This window comes from Robertmurraya mangrovi (assembly GCF_034427655.1).
GTDB classification, from domain to species: Bacteria; Bacillota; Bacilli; order Bacillales; family Cytobacillaceae; genus Robertmurraya_A; species Robertmurraya_A mangrovi.
In genome coordinates, this window is sequence record NZ_JAXOFX010000012.1 from 1 (window position 1) to 13,186 (window position 13,186).

The following is a 13,186-nucleotide window of genomic DNA, read 5'->3' on the forward strand; positions in this document are numbered from 1 at the left end:
AAATAATCGCCAACTCATGATCAATGAGAAATGGGAACAACAAAAAGAATATGTGAGAACGAAGCTTTCAGATGAAGAAACGGCTGCCATTTACCGCCAACGTAAAATGGACGTGGAGCCAGTTTTTTGATTCTTGAAAGCTAATTTAGGTTTCACTCGACTTTCCGTACGTGGAAAATGGAAAGTTGAAAACGAAATCGGCCTTGCATTAATGGCCGTGAATATACGAAAATATGCAGCAAGATGAGGGAGGTTTTTTCCGCATATAACTGAAATTTAATAAAAAAAGTGAAATCGACGACACGATTTCACTTTTTTCATATACAGAAGCTAGTTATGTCCCAGCCTCTTCTCTCTGTTTATTTCTAAAATAGATAGAGGTTATCTCAGTTGATATGAAGGATTAACTAACACAATGGGAATAATAAATTTCTGCAAATCTCTTAATCCCCTCATCTATTCCTTCTTCATTTTCTCTTCCAAAGGTAAATCGAACATGATTTTTGCTCGTTCCCATTGTTGAGCCAGGTACATAAATGACTCCTTTTTGAATACACTCTTCTAGTAGTTTCATTTCATTCACTTCATTATTCAGTTTGCACCATAGATGGATCCCCCCTTGAGGAGTATAAAAACTTACGCTATCAGATAAATAAGTTTCAATACTGCTAACTATTTGATCTCTCCTACTTCTTAAGTGTTTAGTTAGGTTCTTTATATGTGAATGGAACTCATCGGACTCCAGAAAGTCATTTGCAATCCATTGAGTAAAACTTGCGTGTCCAAAGTCAATTTGCTGCTTTGCGTCAGACAATCGTTCAATCACTGAACTTGGACCAATGATCCATCCAATCCTTAACCCTGATGCTACGACTTTTGATAGGGAACTTATATATAGTACATTTCCATTTAAGTCCATTGATTTCAAACTTGAAACGATCTCTCCAGAAAAGGAGGTTAAACTATAAGGATCATCTTCAATGACGGGTATTCCAAGGTCGGAGGAAATTTCTAATAGTTTCATTCTTCTAGTTGTGTTTAGCAATGTACCTGTTGGATTTTGATAAGTTGGATTTAAAAATATCATTCTAATTCGATGTTTTTTGTGTAAGCTCAATAGGTCATTCGGATAAATCCCTTGATCTTTCACCGGTAAGTAAATCGTTTTAACCCCTGCTGATTTAAATATCGGAAGGTTATAATGATAAGATGGATCTTCCAAAGCTACAGTATCTCCAGGTTTTAACAAGCATTGAACCACCAGATGTAATGCCTGTTGTGCTCCAGACGTAATGAGGATAGAATTCGGCTTGGTTTCTATATTTCGATATTCCTTAACGTGCTTTGCAATCGTCTGTCTTAAAATTGCATTTCCTAAAGGATGATCATATCCCATACTACCAATAAAAGATCTACTTGAAGTAATCTTTCTTAAGTTACTCGTTGGAACTAGGTCTTGTGATATTTCCCCACTAGCCAAGTTAATAAGTTTATTGGTTGTTACTTTTCTTATTTTTTGAGTTACAGGTAAATTTGGCAAGAAAGAGCCAGCTTCAATATACCTATTCCAACTTGGTATCCGGCGTTTCGTTATCCCCCAGACATCCTTACTTATCGTTGTACCACTTCCCCTATTTCTGTTTATCAGTCCACTCGATTCGAGTTCATCATATGCAGCAACCACAGTGCTTCTGTTGACACTTAATTCATTTGCAAGAAACCTTTCTGATGGCAATGGTTTATCTGCAGGAAACGTACCATCCACTATACCATTTTCTATATATTCAGCTAGTTGTTTATAAATAGGTTTTTTTGCCGTTCGATCTGGTTTCCAATCCATATCTAGCAACATTCCTTTGTGTCTTTTTAAAGCCATTGATATTCAGCGGCTTTTATTCTTATATTTTATCCTAGAAATAACAATTCCCTTCAAAAAATAGTCTCTTTTTGTTATCCGATAATCTGAAATGTTATATATAAATTTCTAAAATCAAATAAAATTAAAAAAAGATAGCCCTATTACGGACCATCTAGGTTTTTCCCTTAATATTCTAAGGACCCTTGAAAGGATATAGAACAGTTTTGAAAGCTATCACAGAATAGACTATATGAAATTACTTTTCCTTTAAACTGTTTTACCACATCAATACGGTCACTATAACTGTAGATAAAAATCCTCATGTTATTATTGATATCCAGACTCTCAATAACAATTGGCACTCCACTTTCAACTGGATAGAGGAAATTTTTTTCGTTTCCAGGATATATATAATTTCGTTTCATGAATATCGCTTCATTAAAAATCCTAACCATATTAGTTTTTTCCTCACCTACTAATACTCTTTCGGAAACAGTAATTCTGATATCTTTCTCATTTAACTTTGAATGAACTTCAAATTTACCTAATAGCCAATTGACTGTACCAGTAGGCAAGCACGTCAATAAAATTTTCAATAGACTAGCAACTATGATTGATATTACAGCAACCCATGTCATGTTTATTCCCACCTTCATAACTTTAGCTAAAAGACAGATTGTAAGTTTAGAATCTGGCTATAATAACCAAATGTAAATCGCCAGTGCAATTAAAGACAATCCAATGACCACAACATATATTAATGTTAAATTGGTTGTATTCCTTTTTGTCGAACTCCTGTAGTCTGTGTCAGATTTCCCCGTTATCAGTAAAGTCCAAATTCCAGAGATTACTAGTATTAGTATTACTAGTCCAATCAAAATTTCCATATTACACCTCATCCAATCAAAATTACATATAATCTACCATAACACATTTAATCAAATTACCGACCATCCACTTAAGATAAAAAATGACCATCCACTTAACGTGTTATCTTCATTTATCACCATTTGCTTTGGATTAACTATAAAAGAAAGGAAGTGGATGGTGAAATATTTCACAAATTGGATGATTACTATTTCGCTTATTCATTTAAAATTGGATTATAACTTTCATCTATTCAAAATACTAATAAACTAGACTAGGAGTAATAATTCTTGAAACTAATCCTAATGTTGATACTTGTTTCTGCAATGGTTGTCCTATTTTTTAGTGGTTATTTCGTAGGGGTGATAACTCTTAATGTCCAATAGAGTGTAGTATCTGACTAATATTCATAAGATCCAAAGCGATCCATACACTTGAAAAAGCAATTATTATAAGGCATATAACTTTGATTAGATTATATTGTTTATCACTCAACGATTATCCCTCCCTAATTCTACTATCCTGCAACGTTACTTCAAAAAGAAGCCAAGCATTTCTAGGTTTTTGAAGAATCACACCCGTTAGCGGAAAATCCCCAGGTCGACTAGTAATAAATCTAATAAAAAATAGAAAATAGATAGACCAATAACAAAATAACTAAATCTTTTAAGATGTTTTCTCCAGTTTGCTTTGTCTTTAAAATAAACAGTAAGAAAAATGATGAAACCCACTATCAATATGTGAAAGTACATTTGAAACAAGACCCTCTTATTTTTATTCTTATTTTGTACTGTACATCTTCAAGTATTCTGCTCCATTAGCTCAGTAAGAAAAGGAAGCGATTTCTTCTTGAGAAATCGCAACCCGTTACTTGAATTAAGTGCTTTCACTTCTTTATTAACTTTATTCGTACTATAATTTCAGTAACACAAATATGAACGAAAATAGGTGATTTTAATGCTACCAAGAGTTATCAGATTAAAAGGATTTACCAGAGAAAATAGACATGAACTGATTGATTATGCCGTAAACAGTATCACAAAATGTAACGTAACGGGTGGGTTACAAATCATACAATGTATTCTAATAAAATGATTGTTTTAAACTTTGAAATAGAGGTTAGAGGGGTAAGAGAGTTATTACTCTTACTTAATCAAAATGGGCTTATATTATTTGAAGAGAGCAATGAAATGATTAATAATTTTCCAGAAAATATGATAAAAACTAATGAAGACAAAGAAATTCAGGGTTCAATAAACATTACATTTATTAACGACGAGCCAAGTACAAGAAATCATATACCTGCCATTCCGGGATAAAGTTACGATTCAACAATTCTGCTTCGTTAGCACAAAAAGAAAAACTCGCCTTTTTGGTAGATGGGTCTTCAATTGTTGGACCCGTTTGTTTTGGGACTTAATAAAAGACGAACAGAACATTCCACTAGAAAAGGAATCCATATTATCGTTATGCAAGGACTTAACTATCAATCAGAAAAAAATGAGTTCTTTATCTTTCCTTGATGATTTTACTGAAATAGAGATTGCTAAGATGCCAATTAACAATTTATCCCACTAAAACGAACCTACGAATATTGTTACACTGTACCTTTTATTTTTTCTTCTCTTTAATTTTGTTTTCTGATTCTGACATGACCCTATGAAAAAAAATCGCTTCCATTACTTTTCTTAAATTTTGATGTTCAAAATTCGGGTATCGTGTTACATTTGACATTTTATCTACGTCGGTACCGTGTGTATGGAAAGGCTCCGAAGCGGTTTGGTACTTCCTTGAACTCTTTTTGATTTGCTCAAAATCATTTAGAGGCAACTGTAAATTTTGTTCTTTCTTCTTTTTCCTATTCATCATTAAACTGTCCTAGTTCATCTAGTACGTATTCCCATTCAGCAGCATCTCTTTCTTGCTCGTCATCTAGGGCTTCTAACGTTCCTAGTGTTTCGAAATATGTGCCTTTGTACTTTTCAATGAAACGAGCGTTAATTCTATTATACTCATCTATACTATTCTCTTCAGGTAATTCTGCACGCTTCACTAACATTTGATTATAAGATTCCATTATCTCTTTAACACTGAACCTCTGGTTAGTAATGTTAAAATAAGTTGCAGTTTCAGGAATCATTACGTGACTACCCTTAGCTTTTTTCTCAACCCCTATTAGTCTTCCTTCTTTTATCCAATTACTTATTGTAGCTTGTGTTACACCCATAGCATCAGCAAATTCCTTTGTTCTATATAGACGAGTTTCTATATAGTTGGACAATAAATCTGTTCTAGATCCCGATTCAATTAATTGTAACACTAAGGCAGATACAACCTGTTCCATCTCTTCCTTAGATAATTTTTCAATACTGTCTCTGTAAGTAAAATGGGTACTATTATAAATTGAAGACAAGGCTGTTTGAACATTTGCTAGAGATTTGTAAATGGAAATCAATTGTTCTTTTTGCAATGTTTCAAAAACACGCGGGAGTTTATCTTCAACCATTTTTGTGGCTATACCTACATTTTGCATCTCATCTTGTAAAAACATATAAATCACCTCTCCACCTCCATTATACCGCTTATTTTCTAAACTTAAAATGAAATTAAAATCAAATTAAAATCAAATTAAAATCAAATTAAAATCAAATTAAAATAAAGTTAAAATCATTAGAGTATATGGTAAAGGTGATTGTTTTTATTCATAATTATATATTTCTCACTGTCCAAATAATCCTAAACACCTATCGAAACGAACTTTTACTGCTATTCTAGGAAAATGCAGTGCGAAAAAATAAAATGGAATCAGTTCGTAGATATAGTATAAGAAAAAATGGACGGATCTTATCGTTTTTTTAACAATAGGAACCGTCCACCTGTTTTAATGTTCATTTGTAATTTCTGCAGAATCGTCATAATCATAACGAAATCCATCTTTTTGAGAAGACACACTCTGATTATCGGCATTATTTTCTAAAGCTTCTTCCAAGTTACTTCTTTTATAACTAGATTGCTCGTTTCTTGACTTCATTAATAGACCTCCAACTTATATGTTCTTTCATTATAATTCCAAAACAAACAAGCAAAAATGTACCCTATCAGCCTACTTTTCCCCTTATTTGATTATCTAACTTTCACTGTATTTTCTACGTTTTTCATAAGATTAGCCATTTCGACAGAATTTTTTTATCTGGTTATATTTAGCCTACCCGGGAATACATTTGGTAAGCGCGCTTTCCTGAAAGGGATTGTTGTGGAAAGCTTTAATCAATTAATGAAAAAATATGAACCGATGATTTGGAAAATCATCCAAACGTTACACATTTATAAAAATAAAGAGGAATTCTATCAAATTGGACTGATAGCCCTTTGGGAAGCAAATAAACGCTTCGATGCTAAAAAAGGAAATATTACTGGCTATGCCTACACCTACATACGAGGAAAAATCCAATCAGAAATGACAAGAATGAATCACTATAAAGAACATATGGTTTTTCCAAAGACAGAGTTTTGGAACCTAATAAAAGACGGGGAGAACATTCCACTAGAAACGGAATCCATATTATCGTTATGCAAGGACTTAACCATGAATCAGAAAAAATGGGTTCTTTATACTCTCCATGATGATTTTACTACTATAGAGATTGCTAGAAAGGAGAAAGTCTCTCTCTCAGCCGTTAAAGACTGGAAAAAAGGGGCCAAAGAAAAATTAAGAAAGATTCTAAAAAACGATGATTAGTAGAATTCAAAATACACAAAACGCTTATAGGTAAAATGACGACTACTAAAACCATCTAGTATTTTCCTTCACGCTAACATTCATTAAAACTTTGCTAAAAACACAAAGGGACGATCCTGAACGGTATCCGAAAAGTTAGATTTTACTCTACCTTTTAGGGGTCACATCGTAATTAAACCACAACCACCGTCCCCGTGTTTTCCCCCATTACTTATAAATATCCCCACTGCTTCCTACAGAAATGATATAGATGATTAATTCTTCGTTTTTAATTTCATAAACAATTCTGAAATCTCCGACACGCAAACGAAAAGCACCGTCAACACCTTGTAGTGAACTTATATCAAGAACCCCTCTTTTATACGGGTTCTCAGCTAAGGTGAGCAGTGCTTCTTTTAACCGTTCTTTTGTTGGTTTATCTTGTTTTCTGATGTACTTCGCAGCTTGTTTGGAGTACATTAGATTATACATAAACATCTTCTCCAAATACATCTTCATGAGTATAGGATTCACCATTTTCAAACTCATATTTCGCCTTCTTAATCGCATCAACTTCTTCAACTGTCGGTTCAACCAAAGGAAAACCACACTCATTTGCCATTTTATTAACTTTGTTATTCATATGACGCATCTTATTTATAACTTCTTCCAGCTCTTTTTCTTCCAGTTTATCAATCATTTCATGTGCTAGCTTTCGGATATCTTGAATGGCCATCATTACACCTCCAATAGGTGATACATTTTCTAAATTATAATGCATTTTTTAATCAAAGTCATTTATTCTCTACTCTTTACAAAAATAGAAAATTAACATTGTTTTAGTGTTCATTTGTAATATCTGCAGAATCGTCATAATCATAACGAAATCCATCTTTTTGAGAAGAAACACTCTGATTATCGGCATTATTTTCTAAAGCTTCTTCCAAGTTACTTCTTTTATAACTAGATTGCTCGTTTCTTGACTTCATTAAAAGACTTCAACTTATATTTCCTTCACTATTATTCCAAAGCAAGCAAAAATGATTAGATATGCATATCAGACTACTTTTTCCCTTATTTGATTACTTTTGGCTACAGATTTTCTATCCTTTACTGTATTTTCTACTTTAAAAATACTCATGTATCCCCAATAACCAATTATACCAGCAAGATTTACTCTAACTCTAAGATGATTTACCCACTACTTTCACCGCGCTCCACTTAAAATAACCCACAATAGCAGGAAAAGCGTGAAAATCCTTCCTCATATCCCGAAACGTTACGACTTCATTTCCCCTAGCAAGCTGGAAATCTAGTGGATATTCATGGCAGTTCATCGGAATCTTATTAAATGTCTTCGTATAAAACTGAACGGCCTTTTCCTTACTTCCAGCAAAAATAAAGGAAAAATTCTCTTCATCCATCTTCAATGAATAAATTCGTACTTTATAAAAACCTAATAGATTCAATCGAACCATCTCCGCAACTTTATGATGATCGGCTTGATTCAAATCTATTTCTCCCATGTCGTCATCTAGTGTAATCTTCTTCTCTGCTAGTAAATGATGAATGTAATGGGCCAATGTGGATTCTTCATACATTAAACAATCTCGATAAACATCTTTCACAAGCATCGACAACACCCCGGGATTAGATTTTTTTGTTCAAGTTATTCAACAGGAAATGGCTCTTCCTTTTTGTCCTCAATTGTTCCAGTATGTTCGTTGTAATTCACAGAGATAGTTCCCACTGGACCATTACGATTTTTCGAAACTATGATATCTAAAGAATAATTCATGGAACTCTTTTCATAATACCGTTCACGATACAAGAACAAGATGACATCAGCATCCTGTTCCACACTCCCCGATTCCCGGATATCCGACATCATCGGTCGCTTATCCCCTCTCGATTCAACTGAGCGATTGAGCTGTGCTAAACATATGATTGGGCAATGAAAATCCTTTGCCATTGTTTTGAGGGATTTAGAAATTTCCGTCACTTGTTGATGAGAATTCCCCCCGTTCGTTTGACTGGAACGGATCAACGTCAAATAATCGATAAAAATGATTGGCTTCATGAATGGGAATTGGTTCATCATTTTTCTTGTTTTGGCTCTAATCTCAGGAATCGACTGTCCAGCCCCATCAAATATTTGCATACGAGTTTCATTGAGTTCACCAATGACATCAGCCCATTTGTCCTTTTGACTCTTAGATAGCATTCTTTTCGGGTTTCTCATCTTCGCTCGGTTAAAGCCACCAGTTGAGGCAATTAGTCGAGAGGTAATCAACTTTTCAGGCATTTCTAAAGAAAAAATAAGAGGGAGAAATCCTGTCCAACCAGCCATTTTCGCAAAATGAAGCATAACATCCGTTTTTCCCATCGAGGGTCTTGCCGCTAGAATCGTCACTTCCCCGTCTTGAAAACCTCCTGTCATTTCGTCCAGTTTTCTAATACCTGTTGGTACCATATTTAACAGGATTGGATCTTCCCAAGGAGCCTCATAAATACTGGTCAACGCTTGCTGAATGGAAGTATGATCATCCATCTTTAATTGGTTGATTTTATCCAATTCAGATGTGACTTTTGCTATTTCCCAATCATTGATCGCTGCTAAGGTTAAGATATTTCTCTTTTCTCGGTCCTTCCAAAGGTCAAGTATGAGCTTCTCTATCCGTTCGAATTTCTCTAAATCCGCATGTGCTAATAGCTCCGATAGGTAAGACATTCCACCAAAGGAATCGAGGTCAGGTAATGTTGATAAGGTAATTAAGTCGATTTCTCGCCCCACTCTCTTTAAATCTAACATTCTCCTCATAAGTTCCTTATGGCGTGTACTTTCTAGCTGTTCAGGTTGTATCACGGTGTCCTTAAGTAAATAATCCGCCTTCATCAGACATCCTAAATACGCTTTTTCCGCAACACTCATCAATCTTCCCCTGCTGTTAAGTCGAGTTCAAATTCAGTAGGAATATCTCTTCCGGCATTTAATGGACCAGGCTTCGTAACATACTGTTGATTCTCTAGATACAAATCAATCTCTTCAACCGTCAGTAACTGTTCATTATCCCAGTTTTTCAAGATACCAACCACATAGTTCAGTCTTCGTTTGCTATTGGCACATGCAATCTTCATCGCTTTTAAGATCACATCTTTCGGTTGTAAAAAGTCAGAATCCTCTAACCAATATAACAGCTGCTCTTTAGCGTTCACGTTCGACAAACCAAATCCGTTATGGTCCCAAAACTCCACAATTTCTTTAACATCTGATTGCTTTCGTTCTAATTGGGTATCGTTGTATGTATTCGTATTAATCTCTGTCTCTGGACGGAACGTTTCTTTTTTTTGTTGTTGTTGTTTTTCTTTTTCTTTTTCATATTCTTTTTCTTTTTGTCCACGTACCGTATAAGGATGCACAGACATCTCTTCAGGCTCTTCACATTCTAAGTCAATAGTGGTTTCAGATTCTTCCTGTTCAAAATTAAAAGTACTATACTCTTGAATACAGAAAGATTCATATAGATTACGAATATCCTGTTTCAGAATGGACTCCAATACATATTCAATAAGAGATGTATCCTCAACATCTTTCAATTCGGAAGTAATACAATCCATAACGGGTTTACCACCTTTATTCAGGTTATATTTCCCCCAGTTTTGAATGGCGAGTTCTCTTGTTGCCGGATTGTAACGGATCAGCTTGTGATGTGAGATGAATCGTTCCATTAACAAATGAACAGTTTCAAGAGGATAGCCCAAATCAAAAGCCATTTGTTTTTTCGTAACTTTATAGATTCCAATTTGAGTCGTATGTGGATTCGTTAGGAGATAGAGGTAAAAATATCGATCCTCTGGGGTCATTTCCTCTGTAACAATCGGATTCTTCCAAAAATCAGTACGCACCAATCTGAATTTTGCCATCACAACACAGCCCTTCTTTAATAAAGTCCCTTCATATGCTTTATACGGAAAATTAAAGAAATCGGACATGGTGTTTTTTAAAAGTAATGTGAATTATTTATGGCAAGTTAGTTTGGTTGTTACTAATAGAAGAGGGCAAGAATTTTTTTAACCAAATAAAAAACATTCATAAACGTTGATGAATGTTTAACTAGTTTAATACTAATTATTTGAATTTATCTAAAAAAATAAAATTGTCGAAAATTTGTTTAAAGGAGAAATATTATTTGTAGTGAATTAACTATTACAATACTTTAGGAGGGAGGAAATCAGTAATGAAGTATTATATCTTATACTTGATTAATAAAAACGGCCTTGTTACAGAGTTGTATTTGAAAGGAAAATCAATGTCAAGTATCACTGAGAAGATTAACAACAATCCATACGGGCTGATTATTACAAGAGATTGCAGTATCGTAACAAAACATATAGAAATAGGCTTCTTTAGAGAAGTTGACCCTAATGGTTACCCATACATATCATCACATAAATATCTACTTAATTAAAGAAATACCAAAGGAAATTATCTAATCAATTTTTTGCAAGTAAATATTAATACCAAACTTATATTCTAATATCTAATATCTAATATCTAATATCTAATAACAAGGTATAGTAAACTCTTAAAGTCTACTATACCTTTATTTAATTTCTAAATAGACAAAAGAACTCTCCAAATTCAAACTGGAAAGTTCAATTTTCAAATCCTTTGCTTTTTCTTTCAAAATGCGTAAATTCGGTACTCACAAATTTTTTTAGTCATTTCAAATAAAATACTACATACCACAGGGGACGGTGCTTCTGTTCATTTGATTATCTTATTAAAGCACATAAGAACCGTCCACTTGCTAAAAAAACTATACTACTGGCATTCACTTAATTGTGATTGTTTGTACTGACACTAGCTATTGTAAAAGGAACATCTTCCATTTTTCCTGTGTGGGGGGCCCTGTTCAATGGATGTTTAAGTACTAATTTAAAGTATTGAACACTAAATTGGACTACAAGTAACTTCAAATATAATTCTTTACGAAAATCTCAATTTGTTAAACTAATTGATACCTAAGATAGTAATGAGCTCTATATTACTCAACCTTCGACCTCTATTAGAAATATTTTATCTTTAAATCCACCTCTTTTAGCAGCTTTTCGTTGGCGGATTTCTTCTAGTTTGTCAATAGATACGCCATGATATTCGGCTAAAGAATGAATAATTTCTAAAATATCTGCAAGCTCTTCTAATGCATCTTCTTGATTGGTTGTATTTACATACTCTTCTAATTCTTCAAAGCTTTTTTTCTTTAATTCCTTTATATATTCTTGTTGATCTAACACTCTAGTAGTGAACTTCTTTCCTGCTTCTTCAATTTCTTGTGGAATTGAATCACGCACTAACTTATTATAAATTGGCATACAATAATTTCTCCATTACAGTAAAATTTTAATTTACTAAAATATGTTTACTTCCTCTTACCCAAATTTTATCTCCTCAAATTAAAAACAAGAAAACTGTCCATGGCGTTAGGAAGAGTTGTTCAATATTTTTACAATTATTAAATAAAATTAACTGAATCAGATTAGTATTATTATGTAAGGTTTTTACAATTCAATCTCTCAGACTAAGGAGTCCATATTGCATCAAAACCATTCTTAATAGAATAATCATAAAGCATTATAATCTTCTTCTCTTTATAATTAATCATCATATTCCTTACAGCTTGATCTGTTGTTTTATTATTTAACTCTTCATTCCTGTCAATTATATTCTCTAGAAAATGCCTCTCCGGTAACTTATCACTTTTAGAGCTATTACACCTCTTACAAGATAAAACCAAATTCCAAATATGATCAGATTGAACAAATGACCATGGAATAAAATGATCCACGTTAGTTTCTCTTTTTATATCAGACAATATTTTTCCACAATAAAAACAGGTTTCTTCAAAATGTCGTAATAACAGCTGCTCGAAAGGTCTTAATGATGATCTCCTTGCAATACTTTCTACCTTCCCTAATAGGTAGTTAATGCTCTGCACCTCATTTAGTTCCTCTATCATAACCGCCATATGGTAGTTCGTCAGATTAACAACAAGTCGTTGATAATTTAACATAAACTGATGAACAGCTGGATTTAATCTGAAATATTCTCCTTTATGATTAAAAGCATAAAAAATTCCTTTTGTGTCTCCATAGAGAGCACCAAATACATGTTCTTTCATTGTCTTTTTGACTTCGCTTACTACTTTTACTTGAATAGCATCATCAATCTTATCAAAAATAAAATCTGAAGGAATTCCATATTTGGACTTGGCATCCTTAAGAATTGTTGTAACTCTGGCACTCATTCCTCTGTTTTGTTTATCTAAGTTATGGTGAATAATCAAATTCCAATAAATTTTCGTAAAAGAATAAGCCAATTGATCATAAGTCAATTCATACTGTTCATTCACTTGATATAAGTTTTCAATAAGCGACTTTATTAGAGCATACTTGTATGTAGAAGATTTAACCGACTTACTAGACAAAACAATTGTAAACACCCTCCAGATATCCTCATCTGTTAAGTACGATTCTCTTAACTCACCTACTTTTAGTTTGTGGCTCATTTAAGTACAAACACCTCTTACTATCCCAAATATTTCTAAACCAGCCAATTAACCTTTTAAATATACTCTGCCGCGAATTACCCCTATTAAAGGTAACTATCACCAATTTTTATTGAAAAATACTTTTGTAAAATATTACATCTATAACTTTATTACCAGTCTTATCAGTTAAGA

Annotated in this window: 17 protein-coding genes and 1 pseudogene; 4 read left to right on the plus strand and 14 right to left on the minus strand. The window is 33.4% G+C overall.

Annotation, left to right across the window (positions count from 1 at the left end; all coding sequences use genetic code 11):
• Positions 1–247 (plus strand): annotated as a pseudogene (locus tag SM124_RS16140) (transposase); the annotation flags it as partial.
• Between the two features lie 156 nt (positions 248–403).
• Here SM124_RS16140 and pdxR read toward each other — a convergent pair.
• From pdxR to SM124_RS16155, 3 genes are all read right to left on the minus strand, one after another.
• On the minus strand, positions 404–1,840 hold the full coding sequence (gene pdxR / locus SM124_RS16145) for a MocR-like pyridoxine biosynthesis transcription factor PdxR (protein ID WP_322447553.1): 1,437 nt from the start codon (positions 1,838–1,840) through the stop codon (positions 404–406).
• A 203-nt stretch (positions 1,841–2,043) separates the two neighbouring features.
• Positions 2,044–2,496, minus strand: coding sequence for a YfmQ family protein (locus tag SM124_RS16150; RefSeq protein ID WP_322447554.1), 453 nt, complete (start codon positions 2,494–2,496; stop codon positions 2,044–2,046).
• A 57-nt stretch (positions 2,497–2,553) separates the two neighbouring features.
• A complete protein-coding gene (locus tag SM124_RS16155) occupies positions 2,554–2,745 on the minus strand; it encodes a hypothetical protein (protein ID WP_322447555.1) in 192 nt (63 codons plus the stop codon).
• Positions 2,746–3,801: 1,056 nt separating this feature from the next.
• Here SM124_RS16155 and SM124_RS16160 point away from each other — a divergent pair.
• Complete coding sequence (locus SM124_RS16160) at positions 3,802–4,044, plus strand: hypothetical protein (protein ID WP_322447556.1); 243 nt, start codon at positions 3,802–3,804, stop codon at positions 4,042–4,044.
• Positions 4,045–4,336: 292 nt separating this feature from the next.
• Here the strand turns inward: SM124_RS16160 and SM124_RS16165 are convergent, their stop codons facing one another.
• The 3 genes from SM124_RS16165 to SM124_RS16175 all read right to left on the minus strand — a co-directional run bounded on the left by SM124_RS16165 (position 4,337) and on the right by SM124_RS16175 (position 5,756).
• Positions 4,337–4,594: a hypothetical protein gene (locus SM124_RS16165; protein ID WP_322447557.1), complete on the minus strand. Its 258-nt coding sequence runs from the start codon at positions 4,592–4,594 to the stop codon at positions 4,337–4,339.
• Positions 4,584–5,285: a MerR family transcriptional regulator gene (locus tag SM124_RS16170; RefSeq protein ID WP_407691417.1), complete on the minus strand. Its 702-nt coding sequence runs from the start codon at positions 5,283–5,285 to the stop codon at positions 4,584–4,586. The genes SM124_RS16165 and SM124_RS16170 overlap by 11 nt, the downstream gene beginning before the upstream one ends.
• Before the next feature lie 321 nt (positions 5,286–5,606).
• A complete protein-coding gene (locus SM124_RS16175) occupies positions 5,607–5,756 on the minus strand; it encodes a hypothetical protein (RefSeq protein WP_322447558.1) in 150 nt (49 codons plus the stop codon).
• 222 nt (positions 5,757–5,978) lie between these two features.
• Between SM124_RS16175 and SM124_RS16180 the strand changes: the two genes are divergently transcribed.
• Complete coding sequence (locus SM124_RS16180; RefSeq protein WP_322447559.1) at positions 5,979–6,464, plus strand: sigma-70 family RNA polymerase sigma factor; 486 nt, start codon at positions 5,979–5,981, stop codon at positions 6,462–6,464.
• 207 nt (positions 6,465–6,671) lie between these two features.
• Here the strand turns inward: SM124_RS16180 and SM124_RS16185 are convergent, their stop codons facing one another.
• From SM124_RS16185 to SM124_RS16210, 6 genes are all read right to left on the minus strand, one after another.
• Entirely contained in the window at positions 6,672–6,935 is a 264-nt protein-coding gene (locus tag SM124_RS16185) for a type II toxin-antitoxin system RelE family toxin (protein ID WP_322447560.1), read from the minus strand.
• A complete protein-coding gene (locus tag SM124_RS16190; protein WP_322447561.1) occupies positions 6,928–7,182 on the minus strand; it encodes a hypothetical protein in 255 nt (84 codons plus the stop codon). The genes SM124_RS16185 and SM124_RS16190 overlap by 8 nt, the downstream gene beginning before the upstream one ends.
• 100 nt (positions 7,183–7,282) lie before the next feature.
• Complete coding sequence (locus SM124_RS16195; protein ID WP_322447562.1) at positions 7,283–7,432, minus strand: hypothetical protein; 150 nt, start codon at positions 7,430–7,432, stop codon at positions 7,283–7,285.
• A gap of 195 nt (positions 7,433–7,627) precedes the next feature.
• Complete coding sequence (locus SM124_RS16200; RefSeq protein ID WP_322447563.1) at positions 7,628–8,077, minus strand: hypothetical protein; 450 nt, start codon at positions 8,075–8,077, stop codon at positions 7,628–7,630.
• Between the two features lie 35 nt (positions 8,078–8,112).
• Positions 8,113–9,375 (minus strand): DnaB-like helicase C-terminal domain-containing protein, encoded by a 1,263-nt coding sequence (locus tag SM124_RS16205; protein ID WP_322447564.1) that lies wholly within the window; start codon positions 9,373–9,375, stop codon positions 8,113–8,115.
• Positions 9,375–10,367: a DnaD domain-containing protein gene (locus tag SM124_RS16210; protein ID WP_322447671.1), complete on the minus strand. Its 993-nt coding sequence runs from the start codon at positions 10,365–10,367 to the stop codon at positions 9,375–9,377. The genes SM124_RS16205 and SM124_RS16210 overlap by 1 nt, the downstream gene beginning before the upstream one ends.
• Before the next feature lie 314 nt (positions 10,368–10,681).
• Here SM124_RS16210 and SM124_RS16215 point away from each other — a divergent pair, with 314 nt between their 5' ends.
• Positions 10,682–10,912, plus strand: a complete 231-nt coding sequence (locus tag SM124_RS16215) for a hypothetical protein (protein ID WP_322447565.1) — start codon at positions 10,682–10,684, stop codon at positions 10,910–10,912.
• 583 nt (positions 10,913–11,495) lie between these two features.
• On the opposite strand, the gene SM124_RS16220 is transcribed toward SM124_RS16215, so the two are convergent.
• Both SM124_RS16220 and SM124_RS16225 read right to left on the minus strand, forming a co-directional pair.
• Positions 11,496–11,819: a pyrophosphohydrolase domain-containing protein gene (locus SM124_RS16220; protein WP_322447566.1), complete on the minus strand. Its 324-nt coding sequence runs from the start codon at positions 11,817–11,819 to the stop codon at positions 11,496–11,498.
• Positions 11,820–12,025: 206 nt separating this feature from the next.
• The gene (locus SM124_RS16225; protein WP_322447567.1) at positions 12,026–13,012 is read right to left on the minus strand and encodes an HNH endonuclease; all 987 of its coding nucleotides are present in this window, start codon (positions 13,010–13,012) and stop codon (positions 12,026–12,028) included.
• Positions 13,013–13,186 lie beyond the last annotated feature (174 nt).

Bases quoted from the DNA above. Each gene is read 5' to 3' on its own strand.
- SM124_RS16210 (WP_322447671.1), bottom strand. From the start codon at position 10,367: ATGGCAAAATTCAGATTGGTGCGTACTGATTTTTGGAAGAATCCGATT.
- SM124_RS16190 (WP_322447561.1), bottom strand. From the start codon at position 7,182: ATGATGGCCATTCAAGATATCCGAAAGCTAGCACATGAAATGATTGAT.
- SM124_RS16225 (WP_322447567.1), bottom strand. From the start codon at position 13,012: ATGAGCCACAAACTAAAAGTAGGTGAGTTAAGAGAATCGTACTTAACA.
- SM124_RS16165 (WP_322447557.1), bottom strand. From the start codon at position 4,594: ATGATGAATAGGAAAAAGAAGAAAGAACAAAATTTACAGTTGCCTCTA.
- SM124_RS16150 (WP_322447554.1), bottom strand. From the start codon at position 2,496: ATGACATGGGTTGCTGTAATATCAATCATAGTTGCTAGTCTATTGAAA.
- SM124_RS16205 (WP_322447564.1), bottom strand. From the start codon at position 9,375: ATGAGTGTTGCGGAAAAAGCGTATTTAGGATGTCTGATGAAGGCGGAT.
- SM124_RS16220 (WP_322447566.1), bottom strand. From the start codon at position 11,819: ATGCCAATTTATAATAAGTTAGTGCGTGATTCAATTCCACAAGAAATT.
- SM124_RS16195 (WP_322447562.1), bottom strand. From the start codon at position 7,432: ATGAAGTCAAGAAACGAGCAATCTAGTTATAAAAGAAGTAACTTGGAA.
- SM124_RS16200 (WP_322447563.1), bottom strand. From the start codon at position 8,077: ATGCTTGTGAAAGATGTTTATCGAGATTGTTTAATGTATGAAGAATCC.
- pdxR (WP_322447553.1), bottom strand. From the start codon at position 1,840: ATGGATTGGAAACCAGATCGAACGGCAAAAAAACCTATTTATAAACAA.
- SM124_RS16155 (WP_322447555.1), bottom strand. From the start codon at position 2,745: ATGGAAATTTTGATTGGACTAGTAATACTAATACTAGTAATCTCTGGA.
- SM124_RS16215 (WP_322447565.1), top strand. From the start codon at position 10,682: ATGAAGTATTATATCTTATACTTGATTAATAAAAACGGCCTTGTTACA.
- SM124_RS16160 (WP_322447556.1), top strand. From the start codon at position 3,802: ATGTATTCTAATAAAATGATTGTTTTAAACTTTGAAATAGAGGTTAGA.
- SM124_RS16175 (WP_322447558.1), bottom strand. From the start codon at position 5,756: ATGAAGTCAAGAAACGAGCAATCTAGTTATAAAAGAAGTAACTTGGAA.
- SM124_RS16185 (WP_322447560.1), bottom strand. From the start codon at position 6,935: ATGTATAATCTAATGTACTCCAAACAAGCTGCGAAGTACATCAGAAAA.